This window comes from Nautilia abyssi (assembly GCF_055388085.1).
On sequence record NZ_AP042376.1, the window covers coordinates 1,366,257 to 1,386,619 of the forward strand.

At 37.9% G+C, this 20,363-nt stretch carries 18 protein-coding genes; 4 read left to right on the forward strand and 14 right to left on the reverse strand.

Translation table 11 applies throughout. The features are described from left to right. Window positions 1–16: 16 nt before the first annotated feature. Window positions 17–2,554 (reverse strand): alanine--tRNA ligase, encoded by a 2,538-nt coding sequence (gene alaS, locus ACZ5EP_RS07090; protein ID WP_464508532.1) that lies wholly within the window; start codon window positions 2,552–2,554, stop codon window positions 17–19. Between the two features lie 49 nt (window positions 2,555–2,603). On the opposite strand from alaS, the gene ACZ5EP_RS07095 reads away from it, so the two are divergent. Further along, window positions 2,604–3,662, forward strand: coding sequence for an aminotransferase class I/II-fold pyridoxal phosphate-dependent enzyme (locus tag ACZ5EP_RS07095; RefSeq protein WP_127679242.1), 1,059 nt, complete (start codon window positions 2,604–2,606; stop codon window positions 3,660–3,662). A gap of 1 nt (window position 3,663) precedes the next feature. After that, window positions 3,664–5,595 (forward strand): transglycosylase domain-containing protein, encoded by a 1,932-nt coding sequence (locus ACZ5EP_RS07100; RefSeq protein WP_464508533.1) that lies wholly within the window; start codon window positions 3,664–3,666, stop codon window positions 5,593–5,595. On the opposite strand, the gene ACZ5EP_RS07105 is transcribed toward ACZ5EP_RS07100, so the two are convergent. The 8 genes from ACZ5EP_RS07105 to ACZ5EP_RS07140 all read right to left on the reverse strand — a co-directional run bounded on the left by ACZ5EP_RS07105 (window position 5,592) and on the right by ACZ5EP_RS07140 (window position 12,355). Further along, window positions 5,592–6,494: a 5-oxoprolinase subunit C family protein gene (locus ACZ5EP_RS07105; RefSeq protein WP_464509642.1), complete on the reverse strand. Its 903-nt coding sequence runs from the start codon at window positions 6,492–6,494 to the stop codon at window positions 5,592–5,594. The two genes, ACZ5EP_RS07100 and ACZ5EP_RS07105, sit on opposite strands and share 4 nt — an antisense overlap. Beyond that, the gene (gene pxpB / locus ACZ5EP_RS07110) at window positions 6,487–7,149 is read right to left on the reverse strand and encodes a 5-oxoprolinase subunit PxpB (protein ID WP_464508534.1); all 663 of its coding nucleotides are present in this window, start codon (window positions 7,147–7,149) and stop codon (window positions 6,487–6,489) included. Before pxpB ends, ACZ5EP_RS07105 begins: the two co-directional genes overlap by 8 nt. Next, window positions 7,146–7,865, reverse strand: coding sequence for a 5-oxoprolinase subunit PxpA (locus ACZ5EP_RS07115; protein WP_464508536.1), 720 nt, complete (start codon window positions 7,863–7,865; stop codon window positions 7,146–7,148). The genes pxpB and ACZ5EP_RS07115 overlap by 4 nt, the downstream gene beginning before the upstream one ends. Next, the gene (locus ACZ5EP_RS07120) at window positions 7,862–9,193 is read right to left on the reverse strand and encodes a TRAP transporter large permease (RefSeq protein WP_464508537.1); all 1,332 of its coding nucleotides are present in this window, start codon (window positions 9,191–9,193) and stop codon (window positions 7,862–7,864) included. Before ACZ5EP_RS07120 ends, ACZ5EP_RS07115 begins: the two co-directional genes overlap by 4 nt. Beyond that, the gene (locus ACZ5EP_RS07125) at window positions 9,183–9,665 is read right to left on the reverse strand and encodes a TRAP transporter small permease subunit (protein ID WP_464508538.1); all 483 of its coding nucleotides are present in this window, start codon (window positions 9,663–9,665) and stop codon (window positions 9,183–9,185) included. The genes ACZ5EP_RS07120 and ACZ5EP_RS07125 overlap by 11 nt, the downstream gene beginning before the upstream one ends. Then, window positions 9,662–10,618 (reverse strand): TRAP transporter substrate-binding protein, encoded by a 957-nt coding sequence (locus tag ACZ5EP_RS07130; protein WP_464508539.1) that lies wholly within the window; start codon window positions 10,616–10,618, stop codon window positions 9,662–9,664. The genes ACZ5EP_RS07125 and ACZ5EP_RS07130 overlap by 4 nt, the downstream gene beginning before the upstream one ends. Window positions 10,619–10,680: 62 nt before the next feature. After that, the gene (locus ACZ5EP_RS07135; RefSeq protein WP_464508540.1) at window positions 10,681–11,526 is read right to left on the reverse strand and encodes a DMT family transporter; all 846 of its coding nucleotides are present in this window, start codon (window positions 11,524–11,526) and stop codon (window positions 10,681–10,683) included. After that, on the reverse strand, window positions 11,513–12,355 hold the full coding sequence (locus tag ACZ5EP_RS07140; RefSeq protein ID WP_464508541.1) for a helix-turn-helix domain-containing protein: 843 nt from the start codon (window positions 12,353–12,355) through the stop codon (window positions 11,513–11,515). The genes ACZ5EP_RS07135 and ACZ5EP_RS07140 overlap by 14 nt, the downstream gene beginning before the upstream one ends. Window positions 12,356–12,442: 87 nt before the next feature. Here ACZ5EP_RS07140 and ACZ5EP_RS07145 point away from each other — a divergent pair, with 87 nt between their 5' ends. After that, on the forward strand, window positions 12,443–13,582 hold the full coding sequence (locus tag ACZ5EP_RS07145) for an amino acid permease (protein ID WP_464508543.1): 1,140 nt from the start codon (window positions 12,443–12,445) through the stop codon (window positions 13,580–13,582). On the opposite strand, the gene gltX is transcribed toward ACZ5EP_RS07145, so the two are convergent. Further along, entirely contained in the window at window positions 13,579–14,964 is a 1,386-nt protein-coding gene (gene gltX / locus ACZ5EP_RS07150) for a glutamate--tRNA ligase (protein ID WP_464508544.1), read from the reverse strand. The two genes, ACZ5EP_RS07145 and gltX, sit on opposite strands and share 4 nt — an antisense overlap. 116 nt (window positions 14,965–15,080) lie before the next feature. Between gltX and ACZ5EP_RS07155 the strand changes: the two genes are divergently transcribed. Next, window positions 15,081–15,533, forward strand: coding sequence for a hemerythrin domain-containing protein (locus tag ACZ5EP_RS07155; protein ID WP_464508545.1), 453 nt, complete (start codon window positions 15,081–15,083; stop codon window positions 15,531–15,533). Here the strand turns inward: ACZ5EP_RS07155 and ACZ5EP_RS07160 are convergent. The 4 genes from ACZ5EP_RS07160 to topA are packed head-to-tail and all read right to left on the reverse strand — an operon-like array spanning window position 15,530 to window position 20,224. Beyond that, entirely contained in the window at window positions 15,530–16,663 is a 1,134-nt protein-coding gene (locus ACZ5EP_RS07160) for a cation:proton antiporter (RefSeq protein ID WP_127679235.1), read from the reverse strand. The two genes, ACZ5EP_RS07155 and ACZ5EP_RS07160, sit on opposite strands and share 4 nt — an antisense overlap. Next, a complete protein-coding gene (locus ACZ5EP_RS07165; protein WP_464508546.1) occupies window positions 16,653–17,483 on the reverse strand; it encodes a biotin synthase in 831 nt (276 codons plus the stop codon). Before ACZ5EP_RS07165 ends, ACZ5EP_RS07160 begins: the two co-directional genes overlap by 11 nt. Window position 17,484: 1 nt before the next feature. Further along, on the reverse strand, window positions 17,485–18,009 hold the full coding sequence (locus ACZ5EP_RS07170; RefSeq protein ID WP_127679233.1) for a metallophosphoesterase family protein: 525 nt from the start codon (window positions 18,007–18,009) through the stop codon (window positions 17,485–17,487). Between the two features lie 31 nt (window positions 18,010–18,040). Then, a complete protein-coding gene (topA, locus tag ACZ5EP_RS07175; protein ID WP_464508547.1) occupies window positions 18,041–20,224 on the reverse strand; it encodes a type I DNA topoisomerase in 2,184 nt (727 codons plus the stop codon). Window positions 20,225–20,363 lie beyond the last annotated feature (139 nt).

Genomic DNA, 20,363 nt, shown 5'->3' on the forward strand with positions numbered 1-20,363 from the left:
CCTTTATTTATATTTACTAAATCAAATCTTCTTTTACTTTTGCAATAAGCTCGTCGATTTTACCGGCGTCTTTTCCTCCGCCCTGTGCAAAATCAGGTTTTCCTCCGCCTTTTCCTCCTACTATAGGGGCGTAGTTTTTAATTAAATCTCCAGCTTTTACGCTGTCAACGGTAGAAACAGCCACAAGCGTAACTTTGCCTTTGTTCTCACCCGCTAAAAACGCCACTAAATTATCAACCTTTCCTTTAAGGTCTGTTGCGATTTCTCTTAGGTTTGCATTGTCAATTCTTTCTATAACGTAATTGATTCCGTCTTTACTAACCGGTTTAATTTCTTTAACAGCCGCTTTTTCAAGCTCTTTTATTTCGGTTTTTAATTTTTTAATTTCTTCTTTTTGTTTTTCTACAAACACTTTTAGATCTTTTGCTTTGTTTTCAGACTTAATCTCTTCTACAAGATCTCTGAATCCTTTAGCATATTTATAAGCACCGAATCCCGCAACGGCTTCAATTCTTCTGACTCCCGCGCTTACACCGCTTTCTTTAATGATATAAAAGCTGTTAACTTCAGCCGTGTTGTTTACATGCGTTCCTCCGCAAAGCTCGACGCTGAAATCTCCGAATTTCACAACTCTTACAACATCTCCGTATTTTTCTCCGAAAAGCGCCATAGCACCCATTTTTTTAGCTTCGTCAATACTCATTTCCTTAACTTCGCCAGGAATTGATTTGGCGATAACTCTGTTTACCATCTCTTCTATACTATCAAGCTCTTCTTTCGTAAGCGCTTTTGGATGCGTGAAATCGAATCTCAGTCTGTTTGCTTCAACTAAAGATCCTGCCTGTGTCACATGCTCACCGAGTACTTTTCTAAGTGCCGCGTGAAGAAGGTGTGTAGCCGTATGGTTTTTGGCAATTTCGCTTCTGCTTTCATCAACCTTAGCCACCACCTCATCGCCTGTTTTAAGCTCAGCTTCAACTACTTTGCTTAAGTTCTTATCATCAAACTTTTTAGTATCCACAACTTTTGCGACTGCTTTACCGTCTTTAACAAGTTCACCCTTGTCTCCTACCTGTCCACCGCTTTCTGCGTAAAAAGGAGTCTCTTCAAGCATTACCCATCCGCTGCCGTTAAGCGAATCAACCATATTCATATTTTCATCAAAAAGGGCTTTTACTTTGGTTTTATACTCCGTATGCTCATATCCAACGAATTTGTTGTTTTCCACTTTTTCAAGATCTTTTAAATTAATCTTAACGTCCCCGCTTCCTTTCCAGTTAGCACGGGCTCTGTCTTTTTGTTCCTGCATAAGAGTATTAAACGTTTTCATATCAACCTGTTTGTTTACCTCTCTTAACATATCCTGAGTTAAATCAAGCGGAAAGCCGTATGTGTCGTAAAGTTTAAACGCAACCTCACCGCTGAACGTATTGCCCGTTGTTTTTTTAAGTTCTTCTTCGAAAAGCTGCATTCCTTTGTCAATCGTTTCGAAAAATCTCTCTTCTTCAAGTTTTATAGTGTCTTTTACCGATTCTTTCTTTTCAAGAAGATACGGATACTGTTCTCCCATTTGCTCTGCGAGGGTGTCTACGATTTTGTACATAAAAGGCTCTCTCATCCCCAGAAGATATCCGTGTCTAACGCCTCTTCTTAAAATTCTTCTAAGAACGTATCCTCTTCCTTCCCTGCTGAACTGCACGCCCTGAGCTGTCAGGAAAGTCACCGCTCTGATATGATCCGCAATTACCCTGTGGCTCGCGCCTCTTTTATCAGTGTGATATTCTTTGCCTGTAATTTCTACGATTTTTTTAAGAAGAGGTCTGAAAATCGAACTGTCGTAGTTGCTTGTGACACCTTCTTTAATAGCCGTAATTCTCTCTAATCCCATTCCCGTATCGATACTAGGTTTCGGAAGTGGAGTGAGTTTTCCGTTTTCATCACGGTTATACTGCATAAATACAAGGTTCCAGATTTCAAGAAATCTATCTCCGTCTCCCCCTAAATAATCTTCAGGAGAATTAAATTTATCCGCACCCTGGTCGAAATGTATCTCACTGCAAGGTCCGCAAGGCCCCGTGTCACCCATCTGCCAGAAGTTGTCTTTATCTCCCATTTTTACTATTCTCTCTTTTGGAACGTATTTTTCCCATATTTTACCGGCTTCGTCGTCGCTGTCGTGAATAGTAATCCATAATCTCTCTTTTGGAAGCTCAAGCACTTCGGTTACGAATTCCCACGCATAAGCTATGGCTTCTTCTTTAAAATAATCACCGAAGCTGAAGTTTCCGAGCATTTCAAAAAGAGTGTGGTGTCTGTTGGTATAACCTACGTTTTCAAGGTCGTTGTGCTTTCCGCCCGCTCTCATACAAAGCTGGGAAGAACATGCTCTAGGCGGTGTAGGAGCCGGTTTTTCACCCGTAAAAATAGGCTTAAAAGGGACCATCCCCGCGTTTGTAAAAAGAAGGGTAGGATCTTCCGGAACCAAAGGAGCCGAAGGATAAACTTTATGCCCCTTGCTTTCAAAAAATTCCAAAAACTTTTTTCTTATATCCATAAAAGGCCTTTTTTGATAAAATTTTAACAAAAAAGGCATTAAATTAATAATGTATGAAAAAGAATTAGCCGTTTTAAAGCAAAAAAACAGATTAAGAGAAAGAAAATTATATGACGAAAACATAATAGACCTTGCCAGCAACGATTATTTAGGGCTTGCCCACAACGGTCAAATCCTGGACAAAGCATACACACACGCAAAAAAATACCGATCCCATGCGGCCAAAGCTTCAATGCTTGTAAACGGATATCACCCTTCACATCAGCTGCTTGAAGAAAAGCTGAAAAAACTCAATAATTTTGAAGACGCTTTAATACTCGGAAGCGGATTTTTGGCCAATTTGGCGCTTTTTGAGCTTGGAAGAAAAGGCGATTTGTTTATAGTGGACGAAGAATACCATGCAAGCGGAATCATAGGAAGCAGGCTGACAGGCGCCGAAGTAAAATTTTTTGCCCACAACGACATTGAAGATTTAGCTGCAAAAGCCGAAAATTATAAAAATTATAAAAGGGTGTTTGTAGTCGTGGAAGGCGTATATTCAATGGAGGGAGACAAGGTTTTAAAAGAAATTACCGACTTTGCACAGGAAATAGGCATTCTTATAATAGATGAAGCACACAGTGTGGGAGTGCTGGGCGACAACCTGATGGGAATTACGGACGAATATAATCTTAATCCGGAAAAAACAGTTAAAATGGGGACTTTGGGAAAAGCTTTAGGAAGCTACGGAGCTTACATTCTCGCAAATAAAGAAATAATACAGTTTCTTCTGAACAGGGCAAAAAGCGTTATTTACACTACGGCTCTCAGTCCTATGGATACTTTGACGGCCTACTATTCGCTTGAAGAGATAGAAAAAAACATAAATTTTTATAAAAGAGAAATAAATAAGAGAAAATTAATCTTAAATTCAGATTCTTTAATTAAAATTCTACCTGCCCAAGACAATAAAGCACTCCTTTTAAAGCAAAAGCATTTATTTAACCGCAACATACTGATAGGGGCCATAAGGCCCCCGACCGTAAAAACGCCTATTTTTAGAATTATTGGACGCCTTGACGTCGAAATTGATATAATTCAAAATACAATTGATTTTTTAAAGGAATAATTTGTTCAAAAAAATATTCACATTTTTTCTTATATTGGGATTTATTATAACACTGGGCGTTTTAGGCTATTTTTTATATTTATATAACTCAATCAGATTCGCAAGCGAAAAAATCATATATTACAACCCGCCTCTTAGCGCAAGATTTTACGACAGAAATGGAAATCTGCTGGCCGTAAAATACAAAAACCAAAACCGCTTTTACGTAAAATACAAAGACATCCCCGGAAGAGTCATAGAAACGCTTATAGCAACGGAAGATACGTCATTTTTCGAACATGAAGGTATAAATTTCAATGCCATACTCAGAGCTTTAGTTAAAGACATAAAAGCCGGTAAAAAAGTAGAAGGGGCGTCTACAATAACCCAGCAGCTTGTAAGAAACATCTATCTTAACCGTAAAAAAACCATCCAGAGAAAACTCAAAGAAATGATTATTTCTCTTAAAGTGGAACATTTCCTGACAAAAGAACAGATACTTGAAAGATACCTGAACCAGATCTATTTAGGTCACGGCTATTACGGAATCGCCACTGCAGCTTACGGATATTTCCATAAAAGCCTTAAAGACCTCACCCTTAAAGAAATCGCTATGCTTATCGCACTTCCGAAAGGGCCTTCTTTATACGACCCTACAAGAAATTACGAACTGAATATCAAAAGAGCGGACAGAATTATAAAAAGAATGTATATTTTGGGATGGATATCCCCGCAGGAATATAAACAGGCCATTCTCGCAAGACCTAAAGTTTATAAAAAAATGCTTGAAGAAAAAGCCCCTTATGCGGTAGATACAGCTATTATGAGACTGCTTCCGAAATATCCGGACATGTTTACCAAAGGCTACGATATTTACCTTACAATCGACCTGCCTACGCAAAAACTGGCGCAGGAAACCGTCAAATGGAATAAACAGAGGCTTCTAAACATGAATCCGGACCTTAACGCCACACAGCTTAACGGAGCCATGATAACCGTAAGACCTCAAACAGGCGAAGTGCTTGCCCTGGTCGGAGGAGCGGATTACCAGAAAAGCAAATTCAACCGCGCCGTCCAGTCAAGAAGAAGCGTGGGAAGCTCCATTAAACCTTTTATCTACCAGATCGCTTTAAACATAGGATACAATCCCGCGAGTCTTGTTCCGGATATAAGCAGAACGTTCAAAATTCCAAGCGACGTGCCCGATGAGGACAAATACTGGAAACCTAAAAACTATGAAAAAAACACATTAGGACTGATTACCCTCAGAGAAGCTCTTGTCCACTCAAGAAACCTGGCAACGATTAACCTGGTAATGTCTATGGGACTGGACACGGTGCTTAAAGAAATGTACACGTTCGGATTTGACAAACTGCCTGACAATTTAAGTATAGCCCTTGGAAGTGTGGGTGAAAGCATGTGGAAATTCAGCGAACTGTATACGATATTCAGCAACTACGGAACAAAAAGCAAAGTTCACATAATCAAAAAAATAGTTATTCCAAGAGAAAACGTAACAATAACAACGGAACCTAAATACGAATATATAGAACCCGAATGCCAGGCTTATCTTATAACGAATATCCTTGAAGACGTAGTAAAAAAAGGAACAGGTAGAAAAGCAAAAGTAAAAGGTATTCAAATAGCCGGTAAAACCGGTACTACCAATGATTTCAGAGATGCGTGGTTCTGCGGCTACACTCCTGATACGGAAACACTGGTCTGGTTTGGAAACGACGACTCGACTACACTTGGTAAAAGTATGTCGGGCGGACGTGTTTCAGCTCCGGCTTTTGCATATTTTTACAGACATCTGCTTGAAATACACCCTGAGCTAATAAGAAAATTTAAAATACCAAAAGGTGTTCATTACTACTTTATAAACGGACACAAAGAGCTGTTTACCAAACAGTCCCCTCCTCCTAAACAGGAAACTTACGTTCCTGTTTTTTAATGATACATTTCATAAAAACTGAAATTCAGTTTTTTAAAAAAAGCATAAAAATCTATTACCTCTTTTTTTGCCTCTTCAAGTTTTATTTCCTGAAATTTTATTTTTTTACCTCTGAACTGGGAAAGTTTAAAACAGTCTATAGGCAATACATTACCTATTTTAGGATAGCCTCCTATGGTCTGATGTTCTTTAAGAAGCACGATAGGGTTGCCCCCGCCCGGTATCTGAACCGTTCCGAAGCTTATACCTTCGGATATAATATCGCCTTTTTTAGGCTTTATATCTCCTTTTAAAACAGCTCCCTGTCTGTTAATCCTTAACAGTTCAAAATCTTTTTTCAAAAATTCATCCGTATCAAACAGTTCTTTTTGATGACCGAATATTATTCTTAAATTTAAGAATTCCCCGGACTCCTGCGCAATAGTGGAATATCTGACAGGTACAACATCAGGTGCGTTTGCTTTTAATACATCTCCGTTTTCTATAGGAGAGAGTATTTTTTCTCTTATACTCACACTGGCGCTGGAATATTTTTTCGGAGCGTCAAATCCTCCTTTAATACACAGATATAAAAAATTGCCTTTTTTTAAGGGTTTTATTTTAACCTTATCGCCTTTTTTCAGCTTAAAACTGCGGTTTATTTTAAATACTTCTCCGTTTATTTCGATTTCACCTTCAGGAGCGCATACAGCCGCGGAAACATCGCTTAAAACCTCAAATTCAAATTTCCCAAAAGCAACTTCTATACAGGCTTTCTCCCTGTCTCCCAATAAAGCGTTTGCCAAAAGATAGGAAAATTCATCCATTACGCCGCTGTGGGTAAGACCTATATCCGTATACCCGGCTCTGCCCATATCCTGAAACGTGCTTAAAAATCCGCTGTTTAATACTTTAATCACCCTCAATTTGACCGCCTCTGTTGATAAACTCTTCTTTTGTTACAGGTTCGAATTTTACCCTGTCTCCGACTTTCAGCAGAGAAAAACCGTCAATATTTTCATCAAAAAGTTTTTCATATGTTCTTGCTATTATATTCCATCCTCCCGGACTTTTCATCGGATAAATACCAGTTTGTCCGCCCGCAATGCCTACAGATCCTTTAGCCACTTCGTCTCTGGGTTCAACTCTCGGAGTCGGAATATCTACTGTTCCCATATAAGCGAATCCTGGCAAAAAGCCTATCGCATATACGTCATAAACTTTTGAAGAGTGGATTTTTATAACATCCTTAACACTTATTTTATGATACTCGGCGACTCTTTTGAGGTCATATCCGACGGATTCGTCATAATACGCGCCTATGGTTATGATTTTGGAATTTTGTTCTGCTTCCTCCACATCATAAACCAGCAGTTCTTTAATTTTATCTACCGTATCGTCATACGTTTTATCCACACCGTATTTGATTAATATAGTGGTATACGAAGGCGTAACTTCTAAAAAATACGGTTTTAATTTTTCATAATTCGTCATAACGAGTTTATGTGTCTGGGTATTTATCTCATTTCCGAATTCAATGATTAAACTGTCCGCACCGGCCACTCTGAACTTCATAATACGTCTCTTACGGCTTTGATAATTTCAAGTGCTTTTTTATTATCTCCGTGTACGCATATACTGTCTATTTTAAGTTTTAATACCTTTTTATTTTCGCTTAAAATATATCCTTCTTTAAACATTAAGACTCTTTCGATTATTTCCGTTTCATTTTCTATAACGGCATTCGGTCTGGTTCTTGGGACAAGAAATCCGTCATCCGTATAGTTTCTGTCCGCAAAAGCTTCAAATATAAGTTTTACTCCGAATTCAGAAGCTATTTTTTCATATTCTTCATTTTTTCCGCTGCTTAAAACCATTAAAGGCAGAGACAGCGTCTTTGCTGCGTTTAAAACGGCTCTGAAAACTTCCGTATCTCTCATCATATCGTTATAAAGCGCCCCGTGAGGTTTTATATATTCGGTTTTTACGCCGTGTTTATCACAAAAAGCCATAAGAGCACCCGCCTGATAGATTATATAATTTTCTATTTCGATCCCCGCACACTTCATACTTCTCCGCCCAAATCCGAGCAGATCCGGATAACCGGGATGGGCACCTACCGTTACTCCGTTATTTTTGGCAAGCAAAACTGTTTTATCCATTATAAGCGGATCTCCGGCATGAAATCCGCATGCGATGTTTGCCATGTCTATAAGAGGCATAATCTCTTCATCCATACCTACCCTGTATGCCCCGAAACTTTCTCCTAAATCCGCATTAAGTTTTATCATTTTATCATCGTCCTTGGAAGATATAGTGCTATTTCAGGAAAAGCAGTCAATACCACTACTATTAGAATCATTATAACAAAAAACGGAAAAGTGGCTTTAAGAATATAATCTATTTTTTCTCCGGAAATACCCTGAATTACAAAAAGAGAAAAACCTACAGGAGGAGTTATCTGAGAAAGTTCTACCATCAGCACCAAAAATATTCCAAACCATAAAGGATCAAATCCTGCATGAATTATTATAGGCAAAACAATCGGAAGCGTCATTACAACAATTGATATACCGTCAAGAATCATTCCGAGTATTATATACATAATCCCTATTACAAATATAAGCATGTACGGACTTAAATGCATAGACGCAATCCATTCGCTGATAGCTCTCGCAATACCCAAAAATTCCACAACCTGAGATAAAAACCCGGCTCCCGCTATTATAAAACTTATCATTACCGTAGTTTTAATAGAATTCAGCATAGATATTTTAAACACTTCCCAATTAAGAGTTTTAAAAAACAAAGACAGTAATATACTTCCGAGCACACCTAAAGCCGCGGCTTCCGTAGGAGTCGCATATCCACCGTAAATACTTCCAAGTACGAGAGCTACAAGCAAAAACACCGGGACAAGCTCTTTAATAGCTCTTATTCTGTCTCCCCATGTATATTCTTTTTCATCGGGAGCCACGTTTTTTTTAATTTTTGCGACTATTATAATATACGCCGAATAAGCGCTCGCCAGCAACAATCCGGGAAGAATTCCGCCTATAAACAGTTTACCTATAGAAACGTCGGCTAAAACTCCGTAAATAATCATTATAAGGCTGGGAGGAATCAAAAATCCGAGAGTACCGCTTCCGGCAAGAGACCCTATTGCCAGTTTTTTGTCATAACCTCTTTTTTTAAGCTCCTCTAAGGTGATTTTCCCTACAGTCGCCGTAGTAGCAGCTGAAGAACCTGAAACAGCGGCAAATAAAGAAGAAGCGGCAACGTTTATATGCAAAAGCTTACCCGGGATTTTATTAAACCACGGTATAAGGCCGTTAAAAAGTTTGGTGGATATATCGCTTCTGAAAAGAAGCTCTCCCATAAAAATAAACATAGGAAGAGCCGCCAAAGACCATGAATTCAATGTATCGTACATAGAACTCGCAAGAAGCGAACCGATTTTGTCCCATATACTGATGACCGGAGGCAGATGCACCTGAAATATTAGCATTCCGATTATACCCGTCACTATCAGAGAAATGGCTATCCATACCCCCATTAAAAGAAAACTGAACATAACGACAAGAAGTATAACGGTTAAAACCAAAGGATCACTTATCATTAATCACCTTTAACAAAAATCCTATAATTGACAAAAGAAAAATAAATAAACCTATAACCATAGGTATCTGCGTTAAATAAAGAGGCGTTTCACTGACCGTTTCGCTGACCATGTCGTATGAATAAGATTCCCAGCAGAGCAGAATCGAACGGTAAAAAATAAAACCTACTACGGCCAGGGCAATCAGACCAGCAACAAAATCCATAATTTTTCTGATTTTTTTAGGCATTTTTGAATAAACTATAGTTATTCTTATATGGCCGTTTTCTTTAAAAGTATATCCTAAACCCAGAAAAACATAAGCCAGATAAAAATAACCGCTATATTCGTCTGCAATCATTGTAGAATGGTTAAAAATAGCTCTGGAAAATATTTCTGTCAATATAATTCCGGTCAGTAAAATAAAAGCTATTGAAGAAAAAAAAGCCCCCAGATCGGAGAGCTTTTGAGTTAATTTAATCAGAAATTTCATTGTCTGTATTTTTTAAATATTTCTTTTACGTCTTCAGGCGCGTTTTTTAAATAATCGTTTAACATTTTTTCTGCTATTCCGTCAAGCTGTTTTTTTAGAGTCGGTGTTGCGTCTTCAATTTTCATACCGTGAGCCTGAAGAGTTTTAAGCGCTTTTGCGTCTTCTTCTTTTGAAACTTTCCACTGCATAGCCTCCGTTTCTTTCGCAGCTCTCATAATCGCTTTTTGCTGTATAGGAGTTAACGATTTCCAGTAATCCAGGTTAATAGTAACACCCTGTAACGGATATGCGTAATTTATTTTTGTAAAATCATTCAAAACTTCCCAGAATTTTCCGTCTTTTCCGGAAACGGAAGAAGTAACAACCGCGTTAACCAGTCCCGTTCTAAGCGCGGAATAAACTTCCGCCCAAGGCAGGGCAACGGCGCTTCCGCCTGCCAACTGAATAAATTTAGCAGAGTTTTTATCATAAGTTCTGGCTTTAATGCCTTTAAAGTCTTTAAGACTTTTTACTTCCCATTTTGTATAAAGTCCGCTCGGCGGCCAGCTTACGGCATAAAGAAATTTTTGATTCCACTTTCTGCACACTTTCTCATAAGCGGGTTTTGATAACTCATAGAGCCTGTAAGCGTCGTTATAAGATTTGGCTATAAAAGGCAGTGCTGAAATTCCGAACACTTTTCCTCCCCCGGAAGTAAACGGCAAAAACATATCGCTGATAGGCACGACTGCATCTTTTACAGCTTTTAATGGATTTCCCTTCACAAGAGCGTTACCGGCGTGCACTCTGATTTTTAACGTTCCGTTTGAATATTTTTCAACCAGTTTAGCAAACGTTTCGGCACCTTTTGTGTGAAAGTTGTTAGGTCCGTATACACAGTTCATGTCCAAAGTCATTGTAGAAGCCAACAATGCCCCTGCAGTAGCCAGCACGGCTGATATTTTCTTTAACATCTCTCTCTCCTTTTATTAATTTAGCATTAATTATATCAAATTTTTTAAATTGTCAAAAAAAATTAACTTTTTACCTCTTTTACACTGCTTATCACTCCGGCGGCGGTAATTAAAACAGCACCGACAATCTGATTTGCCCCCGGTATCTGATGAAGAAAAATATATGCCAGAATCATTGCAAACACAATATCAAGATACTGCAAAACGGACGCAATCGACACTTTAATGTAATTAAGCGCGTCATACCATAAAAACAGTGCAAGCGCCGTATGCACAACACCGGTAATAAACGATATCAGTAAAGAAGTTACGCTAAATTCCCAGCGGGACACAAACAAAAAAGGAGCCGTTATAAATACTGAAACAATAATCTGCCAGGCGGTTACTGCAGCAGCCCTGTGATGCATTGTGGCAATTTTTGAAAAAAATCCGAGCGCCCCGTAACTAATTGCCGCAAACAATGCAATTACCGCGCCTTTTGAAAAATTCACCCCTCCGCTGCTTATTATTACCCCTGCAAAAGCCAAAACTGCGGAAAAAATAATAAAACGGTTTAAGCTCTCTTTTAAAAACACGCCGGCAAGAATCAGGGATATTATAGGTCCGGCATAATATATCGTAACTACAGTCGCCACATCGGCATAATTAAACGCCCAGAAAAAAAATATCCAGTTTACGCTAAGAGCTATCCCGCTGATTAGAAGAGGCCAAAACGGACGCAGTTTTAAAAATTCCCTTATACCGCTTTTTCTGACGGCAAAATAAAGTATAAACGGAAACGCAAACAAAACCCTGAAAAATACAAACACTCCGCTCGGAAGAGAGGAATAAATACTCATAAGAGGCGTTGACCCCCATATGAAGGTCGCTCCGAGCATTTCCAACAGACCTTTTTTAGTTTTTTCCATTTAAAGCCTTTTTAATATCTGTAAATTCACTGTTTAAAACCAAAGCTTTTGCGGCTTCCACCTCACCTATCAGCGCAAGATATGCGGCGTATACAAGTTCTTTTCTGAAATGTTTCAAAATCACTTTTCTTTCATATTCCCGTATGCTCAATGTGCCTGAAACATCCGTTTTCATATTCTTGTTAAAAATAAAAATTCCGTTTTCGTTTTTTATTACATTACCGGCGTCATATTTATCCTCTTTTGCAATAACCCTTATTATGGCTACGCCTGAACTGACAAGCCCGTTTAAGCGTTTATATTCTTTTTCATCAAAAACATCAATAAAAACGTCTTCTTTAAAATAGCGTTTTTCAGGATAAAAAATGGTTACGATAAGCGTGGATTTAACTGCGGCTTTATAAATATGCGTTTTGTCCGCGCCAAACTCGATTAAATCCCCCTCTTCGGCTTTTTCAGGATTATCTATACTTCCTGCCAAAACGCCGCCTTTTAATACGTATATTTTTTCTTTACTTCCCGGAAAATGAGGTTTTGCAATATATTCGGCCCCTTCTTTTAAAGTCATTTTATAACTTTCGAATCTGTCGGTTTTTTCTATCAAAACCACACTTACCCCGTCATCTTTAATTTCCCCTTCTCCGACAAGCTCTCCGAAAGCCACCCCCAACACATCCGCAATGGCCCATATGGTATTGATTGTCGGGTTTGTTTTATTCTCTTCTATTTTAAAAAGCGTGGATTTGGCGACTCCGGCTTTTTTGGCCAATTCGCTTAAATTCAGCCCCTTGTTCTCTCTTAGAAACTTAATCTTATCGCCCAACGTCATATTTTGCCTTTTTGTTTCTTTTAGGAAATTATATCATAATACTTGTTTCTTATTTAAAAGTTGCTATAATTTTAAAAAAGGCGGTTTATGAAACTCTCCCTTTCACAAGGCACGGCTACGATTGTAATTACGCTTCTTGGAAGCGGTGTTTTTATAGTTCCGGCCCTGAGTGCGACATACAGCGGATGGGCGGCACTTATACTCTGGTTTATTATGGCTTTGATGATACTGCCGGTAGCGTTTATTTTCGGAAAATTAGGTAATCTGTATCCGAGCGCCGGCGGTAGCGCCACGTTTGTGGAAGAGGCTTTCGGCAAAAAGACGGGATTTGCAACAAAACTTTTGTATCTTTCAATAATACCCATAGGCCCTCCTGTCGTAATTATAACTGCTGCGTCATATCTCGCCGGTGCATTCGGAAACGGCTATCTTATAGAATTCATAATTCTTGCAAGCTTAATTATTCTTATTCTAAACCTATTAAGCCTTAGAGTTTCGTCTAATATCAATATATTGATCACAATTACGATAATTACCATAATTTCTGCATTTTTTTTAGTTTCGCTTTTTCACAGTTACAAAATAACGCCGCATGAAATTCACATCATAAAAACACTCGGGATAATTTTCTGGTGTTTTGTCGGTATTGAAGCCATGAGCCATATTTCGCACGAGTTTAAAAACGAAAACGACTTTTTCAAAGCGGTTGTAATAGGGATAATTACTGTGGCGTTTATGTATATGGCGGTAACTTTTTCCCTTCTTGCCTTTAACGCTTACGGGAATGAGAGCAAAAACCTGCGTTCATTGGTTATTGTAGCTTCGCATATTATGCCTTATGCCGATAAAATTATGGCCGTTGTCGCGTTTATAATATGTATTATGGCTCTTAATCTTTACGTCGCTTCCCTTACACGCCTTGCCACCACCCTGAATATCGGGTTTAAAAAGGCTCTTTTTGTTATTATGGGGATTATTCTGGCAATCAGTATTTTAAAATTTATATTCAACTTTAAAGTGGATCTTTTAATAACATATTCAAACGGCGTGTTTGTTTTAATCTACTTTCTGGTATCTTTATCGGCACTTAAACTGCTTAAAACCAAAACAGCCCTTTCAGCTGTTGTTACAATGGGTGTAATTATTGCGATTTTAGGATTTGATATGGTTTATGCCGCAGTTATGTATGCTTTATTTTTATTGTTTTCAAAAGCAAAAGAGGTTTAAAAAACCTCAAATTTTGCAAGAAGAGAAGAGATTCTTTTTTTAACTTCTTCTTTGCCGAGAATACTTAACATAGCAGAGAGGTCTATACCTTTGGTATCCCCCACCATCGCAATACGCAAAGGCGGCATAAGGAATTTTGGTTTTATACCTTTAAGTTCTAAAAATTCATTCATTATATCATGCCAGTCAACCGGTGTTTTAGGGTCTTTATCGTTTAAAAACACTAAAAATTCCCTGAGATTTGCAATAACTTCGTCTTTTAAAAATTTTTTTACCGCTTTTTCGTTGTATTCTTTAGGTTCTGAAAGGATCTTCTTAATTTCTTCGGCCATTTCTTTAAGTGTTTTTACCCTATCTTTAAGTTCATCAATTAATATTTCTTTTTTATCATGATCTTCGATATCCACACCAAAATCTTCTTTTAGAAGTTTTACGATTCTCTCATTTGGAGAGTTTTTAATATAGTGCTGGTTCAGCCAGTCGAGTTTTTCTTTGTTGTATCTGCTAGGAGCCTTGTTTATGTCTTTCGGATCGAAAAGTTTAATCATCTCTTCAATTGAAAATATTTCCTGATCACCGTGACTCCATCCGAGTCTTACAAGGAAGTTTAAAAGAGCTTCCGGAAGATAACCTTCTCTTTTATATTCCATAACGTCAACGGCTCCGTCCCTTTTGGACATTTTAGAGCCTTTTTCGTTGTGAATCATAGGCACGTGATAGAATTTCGGCACGTCCCACCCGAACGCTTTATATACAAGCACCTGTTTAAATGTATTCGTAAAGTGGTCGTCCCCTCTTATTATATCCGTCATTCCCATTTCGTGGTCGTCTATTACCACTACGAAGTTATAAGTAGGTGTTCCGTCGCTTCTTGCGATTACGAAATCGTCAACCTGGCTTGCGTCGATTTGGGCTTTTCCTTTTACTCCGTCTTCAAAGCCGACTGTCCCGCTTAAAGGCGCTTTAAATCTGATAACGTAAGGCTGATCAAGCTCGCCTTTGAAATCTCTGTATTTTCTGATATCGATAGGAGGCTCTTCGCCTTTCATTCTGGCTTCTCTGATAGTTTCAAGCTCTTCTTTTGTAAGGTAGCATTTATAGGCCATGCCTTTTTCTAAAAGCTCGTTTACGTATTCTTTATATTTATCAAATCTTTCGCTTTGGAACACTACTTCACCGTCCCAGTGAAGCCCCGTCCAGTTAAACGCTTCAAGTATCGCGTCTACCGCTTCTTGTTTGTTACGGCTTAAATCCGTATCTTCGATTCTGAGTCTGAATTTTCCTTCGTTTTTTTTCGCCCAAAGCCAGTTAAAAAGTGCGGTTCTGAGTCCTCCTATATGTAAATATCCCGTAGGTGAGGGTGCAAATCTGGTAACTACCATTAATGTCCTTTTTGATGAAATTATATCAAATAAGACTTTTAGAGTTTTATTGATTATGATCAATTAATTTTCATTTAATATAAGCTATAATATGAAAAGTTCGGAAAGGACAGACAATGGGCATACTAAAAAACATACTGGCAAAACTCAGAAAAATTTATACTTATGAAGACAAACTGATCACTGAATTAAAAGACGATCATCAAACACTTTTTTCACTTTTTAATAAAATCGAAAAACATCTTCAAAAACAGAATTTTGAAAAAATTCCTGAAATACTTAAAAAGTTTCATTACGAATACAGACTGCACATAATTTATGAGGATAACTACTTTTACACGTATATGAAAAGCAAATATAAATACAACGAAAAAATCTTAAATTTCATAAATCAGAAACAGGAAGAAATGAAATCGATTTCCAAAGCGATTTCAGGATTTATAAACAGATTTGACAACGTTAAAAAAATTGAATCGGAACAGTTTAAAAACGAACTTGAAAAACTCGGAAAAGCCCTTAAAGCAAGGGTAGAGTTTGAAGAAAAAGAGCTGTATACGCTTTACAGCTAAAATTTTTTCTCTATTATTTTCACGCTTATCATAACGATTATTACTTCAAGAACAGCCGTAAAAACAAGCACATTGTACCAGTAATCGCTTATAGTTCCGTTTTGATGCGCAAGGGTTGCGGTTGCAATCAATAACGTTAAAGGCATAGAAAGCGACAACGCAAAAAGAAGCGTTTTTTTAATACCCAGCATCGTATAAAAAACAGCAGAAGCAAAAATTCTCACAAGAATCATAACTCCCACTATCATTAAAGAATCTTTCAGCATCTGCATAGAAATCAAAGAAAGATTTAGCGAGCTTCCGACATGCACGAAAAATATAGTAATCAAAAACCCGAATCCAAAAGGCGCAAGTTTGTGTTCAAGGTCTTTATTGTGCTCGAAAAACGTTGCAATAAACACCCCTACAACAAAAGCGCCGAGTACAACGTCAAGATGTATTTTCATTAAAAAAGCGATCATAATAAAGAAAAAACTGATTGCTATTCTTACATCCTGATGATATTTATCCACCCCCGGCATCAGATAATGTTTAAGTTTCGGAAACCACCAAAAAATTGCTCTGATAAGAAAAAACGCCAAAACAAGAAAAATTAAAAACAAAAACAGTATGCCTATATTGATTAAAAGTTTTTTATCAAAGCCGAACTCAAAATATCCGCTTACGACCGTTAAAATAAGGATAGAAATAAGTTCTCCCAGCACGCCTATTTTAATTGCCAGATCCAGCCACTCTTTTTTACCTATTTCCTGCTGAATGGATATCATAAGACCTATGGAAATCAGTGGCATAATTACCAAAAACACTTTTGAATAGCTGAATAAAAACACAAAAATAAAACTCGACACAACTAAAATAAATAAAAAAAGAACGCCTTTTTTAAAAAGGGATTTCTCCATTTTTAACAGATCTTTTAAATTTACCTCCATTCCGGCTAAAAGCATTAAATACAAAAATCCCACTTCCGCCAGCAAATTGAACATTTCGTTATGATGTATAAGCCCGACTGCGCTGAATACCGCTCCAAGAGTTATTTCAACCATGGAAATAGGAAGTTTTAATATATTGCTTAAAAAAGGTGATATTAACAGTATTACCGATAATGAAATTATTAAAAATTCAGCACTCATTGGCTATTTCAAACCCTTCGTCAATTAAAATTTTAAGATCCCTGTCGGGTCTTTCACCTTTTGTGGTAAGATAATCGCCTATAACTATGGAATTAGCCCCGGCTCTCAGAGCTTCGGTCCATCTCTCACCAAAGACGATCTCTCTTCCCCCTGCCAGCATTATTATAGCTTCTTTAAACTCATTTGCAAATCTCTTTACAAGATTTAACGCAAACTCTTTATCGTGTGTGGCTTTTAAAGGAAGCTTTTCGTTTTCAATAAAAAAATTCAGAGGTATTCCTTCCGGGTCTAGCATTTTTAACGATTTTATAAAACTTTCAATATCGCTTTTACTTTCTCCCATTCCGAATATCCCTCCGCAGCAGAGCTGAAGTCCTGCTGACTTAATGTTCTCACATGTCTCAAACCTCTCATCCCATGTATGGGTTGAGCATATTTCGGGATAATATTCCCGGCTTGTCTCAAGATTGTGGTTATATATTTTTACTCCGGATTTTTTAAGCTCTTTAAGAGAGTCTTTATCGGCGGTGCCGTTACACGCGATTATGGAAATATCCACCTCTTTGGAAACAGCTTCAGCCGCGCGGCAGACATATTCAAGCGTTTTTTCATCAAGTCCCCTGCCGCTGGTTACAAGACAAAAACCGGCGGCTCTGTTTTTTTTGGCCAGTTTGGCTTCTTTAACTATAGTTTCAATGTCTTTTTGTCTGAAACGGTTTATATCCGCTCCCCATTTCACGCTTTGCGTGCAGAATCTGCAGTCTTCATTGCATGCGCCGCTTCTTATATTGCTGATCGCACACAAAAATATTTTTTTCATATTATACCTTTGGCAGAGTAAACTCTTTTACTTTAGTTTTCCATTCATCCGTTTTTATTTTCCTGTAAAACAGCGTAACAATATACTTCTCATCCGTAATATCAAGTGTCATACAGGTGCTGAACCCGTGATCCCTGGCACAAACCTCTCCCGGATTTAATATCAGGTTTTTACCGTTGAACGTTATATCCACGTCATGTGTATGCCCGTATACGATAATATCAGTATCCAAAGGAAACATATATTTGGGATAGTGCATAAGTTTCCATGTTTTACCCGCCAGTTTAAAATAATGAGGCTCTGTTGTAAGATTGTATTTGTCTACCACTTTATACAGATGAAAATCATTGTTTCCAAGCACCGCCGCATATCTCACAGGAGCTTTTTCCAGATATTCAAGCACTTCTTCCTGAACAATGTCTCCGGCGTGGAGTATAAACTCCGCCCCTTCATTGATCAATAAATCTATAGCTTTTTTTGCCCTTCCGGTCTTTCTGTGAGTATCGGACATTATTCCTATTTTCAAATCCTATCCTTAAATAAAAAATTTTCTTTGCTTAATCTGCAGCGTCTTCTCTATGTTTACATTTAATACATTCGTAAATCTCTTTTTTTCTGTATGTTCTTTTTGCCATCAGATATCCGCATTCCGGACACTTTTTGTTAACCGGTCTGTATTTTGAAATAAACGTACATTTAGGATAATTCGCGCATCCGTAAAACTCTCCTCTTCTTGATTTTCTTTTTACGATATCGCCTCCGCATTCCGGACACTTTACATCGTCTAAAATTTCGGGTTCGTTTAGAGGTTTTGTGTTTTTACACTCAGGATAATTGCTGCATGCCAGAAATTCTCCGCTTTTACCTCTTTTCACAACCATATCGGCACCGCATTTGTCACATTTAACATCGGCTTTTTTCTCTTCTTTTTCTTCGAGAGGCCTTGTATATTTACATTTAGGATAACTGCTGCAAGCAATAAACTCGCCAAATCTTCCTTTTCTTATTACAAGAGGAGAGCCGCAAAGAGGACACGTTTCGTCAATCGGTTTTGCAATTTTCTGAGAAGGGATCTCTTTGTATCCTTTGTTTACAAGCTCCATAAACGGATTATAAAATTCTTTTAACACCTCCTGCCAGTCTTTTTTCGCTTCGGCTACGCTGTCAAGCATCTCTTCCATATTTGCCGTAAAGTTGGCGTCCACAATATCCGGAAAATGCTTTTCAAGCGTTTCAATTACACTGAAAGCTATTTCCGTAGGATGGAGTTTTTTCTCTTTTACCTCAACATAGTTTCTGTTTTGCAAAAGCGTAATCGTAGGAGCGTATGTCGAAGGTCTTCCGATTCCGAGTGATTCCAGTTTTTTAATAAGGCTGGCTTCGGTATATCTTTCAGGCGGTTTGGTGAAATGCTGGGTTGCTTTAACCTCTTCGGGTTTTAATATCTCGCCTTTTTCAAATTCAGGAAGCAGTGTATTTGCGCTAGGTTTTCCGTATACTTTATAAAATCCGTCAAATATCAGTTTTCTTCCGCTTATTTTAAATTCGCCCTTATCGTTTGATATGTAAATATTCTGAGTTTCAAATTTGGCGTCTTTCATCTGGGTTGCCAAAAATCTGTTAAAAATCAGAGTGTAAAGTTTAAGCTCATCAGGCTTTAAATAGTTTTTAAGATCATCCGGCGTTAACCTTACATCAACAGGTCTTATAGCTTCATGCGCTTCCTGTGCGGTCTGGTTTTTCGTATGGTATGTTTTAGGCTGGGCATACTCTTCGCCTATATTTTGTTTAATAAATTCCAATGCCGCTTTTTGAGCTTCTTTGGCAATATTAAGACTGTCCGTTCTCATATATGTAATAATACCCGTTTCACCCACAGGCGTTTTAACACCTTCATAAAGTTTCTGCGCAATCTGCATTGTTTTTCTCGGACTGAACCCGAGCTCGCTGCTGGCTACCTGCTGAAGTGTCGAAGTCATAAACGGCGCCGGGGATTTTACGGTAGTTGTTTTGGTTTCTATTTCTCTTACAGTATATTCGAGAGGTTTTAACTCGTCTACTATTTTGTGAGCTTCGTCTTTGGTTTTAATATCGAATTTATCAAGTTTTTTACCGTTATATTTAATTAAAGAGCCCTCTATTTTTTTAAAAATCCCTTCAATACTCCAGTATTCCTGAGGTTTAAAGGCCTTAATTTCCCTTTCACGGTCCACTACGAGTTTAAGGGCTGCGCTTTGAACCCTACCTGCACTAAGACCCTTTTGAATTTTTTTATTGAGAAGAGGGGAAAGTTTATATCCCACTATTCTGTCAAGAAGTCTTCTGGCCTGCTGGGCGTTTACCCTGTTCAAATCAATGGTTCTCGGGTTTTCAAGGGCTTTTTTTATAGCTGTTTTGGTAATTTCATGAAACACTATTCTTGGAAGTTCTTCCGGCTTTTTGCCTATTACGTGGGCAATATGATAACCGATAGCCTCTCCTTCCCTGTCCTCATCCGTCGCTATATAAACCGTGTCGGCTTTTTTTGCTTTTTCTTTCAGTTCTTTGGCAATCGCCTGATGGTCTTTTGTCACTCTGTACTGAGGTATAAAAGAATCGTCTTCAATCTTAATCCCGAAAGAAGTTTTAGGCAAATCTCTTATGTGCCCTTTGCTCGCCACTACTTCATAATCTTTACCCAAAAAATTTTTAATCGTTTTTGCTTTTGCCGGTGATTCGACAATTATAAGTTTTTTTGCCAAAACATATGCCTTTTTTTTGGCGGTATTATACCAAAGATGAAATTATGCATTATTAAACGAATTTACACACCCGTAACAAACTGCATATACATTAATATGTTTTTTCACTTTTATGTCACTTTTATTTGATAATATGTAT

Bases quoted from the DNA above. Each gene is read 5' to 3' on its own strand.
- ACZ5EP_RS07095 (WP_127679242.1), top strand. From the start codon at position 2,604: ATGTATGAAAAAGAATTAGCCGTTTTAAAGCAAAAAAACAGATTAAGA.
- ACZ5EP_RS07135 (WP_464508540.1), bottom strand. From the start codon at position 11,526: ATGGAAAAAACTAAAAAAGGTCTGTTGGAAATGCTCGGAGCGACCTTC.
- ACZ5EP_RS07115 (WP_464508536.1), bottom strand. From the start codon at position 7,865: ATGATAAAACTTAATGCGGATTTAGGAGAAAGTTTCGGGGCATACAGG.
- pxpB (WP_464508534.1), bottom strand. From the start codon at position 7,149: ATGAAGTTCAGAGTGGCCGGTGCGGACAGTTTAATCATTGAATTCGGA.
- ACZ5EP_RS07125 (WP_464508538.1), bottom strand. From the start codon at position 9,665: ATGAAATTTCTGATTAAATTAACTCAAAAGCTCTCCGATCTGGGGGCT.
- ACZ5EP_RS07145 (WP_464508543.1), top strand. From the start codon at position 12,443: ATGAAACTCTCCCTTTCACAAGGCACGGCTACGATTGTAATTACGCTT.
- ACZ5EP_RS07165 (WP_464508546.1), bottom strand. From the start codon at position 17,483: ATGAAAAAAATATTTTTGTGTGCGATCAGCAATATAAGAAGCGGCGCA.
- ACZ5EP_RS07160 (WP_127679235.1), bottom strand. From the start codon at position 16,663: ATGAGTGCTGAATTTTTAATAATTTCATTATCGGTAATACTGTTAATA.
- ACZ5EP_RS07130 (WP_464508539.1), bottom strand. From the start codon at position 10,618: ATGTTAAAGAAAATATCAGCCGTGCTGGCTACTGCAGGGGCATTGTTG.
- gltX (WP_464508544.1), bottom strand. From the start codon at position 14,964: ATGGTAGTTACCAGATTTGCACCCTCACCTACGGGATATTTACATATA.
- alaS (WP_464508532.1), bottom strand. From the start codon at position 2,554: ATGGATATAAGAAAAAAGTTTTTGGAATTTTTTGAAAGCAAGGGGCAT.
- ACZ5EP_RS07140 (WP_464508541.1), bottom strand. From the start codon at position 12,355: ATGACGTTGGGCGATAAGATTAAGTTTCTAAGAGAGAACAAGGGGCTG.
- ACZ5EP_RS07120 (WP_464508537.1), bottom strand. From the start codon at position 9,193: ATGATAAGTGATCCTTTGGTTTTAACCGTTATACTTCTTGTCGTTATG.
- ACZ5EP_RS07155 (WP_464508545.1), top strand. From the start codon at position 15,081: ATGGGCATACTAAAAAACATACTGGCAAAACTCAGAAAAATTTATACT.